Annotated in this window: 1 protein-coding gene; it reads right to left on the bottom strand. The window is 48.0% G+C overall.

Annotation, left to right across the window (positions count from 1 at the left end):
• Positions 1 to 246: 246 nt before the first annotated feature.
• Positions 247 to 780 carry a tRNA adenosine(34) deaminase TadA gene (gene tadA / locus KIV40_RS27590; protein ID WP_021017880.1) on the bottom strand — a complete coding sequence of 178 codons (534 nt, stop codon included), beginning with the start codon at positions 778 to 780 and terminating at the stop codon, positions 247 to 249.
• Between the last annotated feature and the right edge of the window lie 166 nt (positions 781 to 946).

The raw sequence follows: 946 nt of genomic DNA, 5'->3' as shown, positions 1-946 counted from the left end.
TTTATGGAGCGCTTACCAAGAGGTTCTGATTATGAGAAAGCGCAGAGTGCAGTCAAAACGTTTGAATAAGACAGTGGCTGCTAACCGCCGCAAGCTTAAGCTGACGAGTATGAAAAAGAAAGTCAGTGCACGTAACCGTGTTTTCGTTCACCTAGTGAATCACTGAGAACTTGAAGCAAACATCTACTCTTGGGTAGGTGTTTGCTAAAAATACTTCTAGCCGAAAAAACTCATTCTCCTTTCAACTTACTTATCTTTTTTTTCCTGCTCGTTTTCCAACGCCTTTTGCGCTTGTTTCTTCGCTTTAATTTCTTTGCGGCGACGTTTAAAGAACGCTTGCAACTGAGAGCGGCATTCTTCTTCCAGCAGCCCATTTTCAACTGTTGCGTAATGGTACGCTGCTTGGCTTTCAAACAAGTTTAATACCGTTCCTGCAGCGCCTGCTTTTAAGTCAGGCGCACCGTAAACGACGCGTTTCACTCGGCTGTGTAACAATGCCCCAGCACACATTGGGCAAGGCTCTAGCGTGACATACAAAGTGGTATCAAGCAGTCGATAGTTTCCTAGAGCTTCACCCGCTTTACGCAAAGTTTGGATCTCCGCATGCGCCGTCGCATCATGAGCGCAAATAGAACGGTTCCAACCTTCCGCAATGATCTCTCCGTCTTTCACTAGAACAGCACCAACCGGCACTTCCCCTTCTGCTTCTGCTTGCTCTGCAAGCTCCATCGCACGGCGCATAAATAGTTCGTCTTGAGGGGAAAACTGAGAATCTGACAAAAGGAGGCTCCGGTATTTGGGATAGGTCGTAATTGAAAGTGGATTTTAACCTTCAAAGAGGGGAAGTGGAAGCGGATGCGGGATGCGGGATGCGGGATGCGGGATGCGGGATGCGGGATGCGGGATGCGGGATGCGGGATGCGGGATGCGATTTATTTTGTTTTTC

The organism is Vibrio sp. D173a (genome assembly GCF_030248475.1).
The sequence above is the reverse complement of the archived record's forward strand: the minus strand, read 5'-3'. Positions and strand labels throughout refer to the sequence as shown.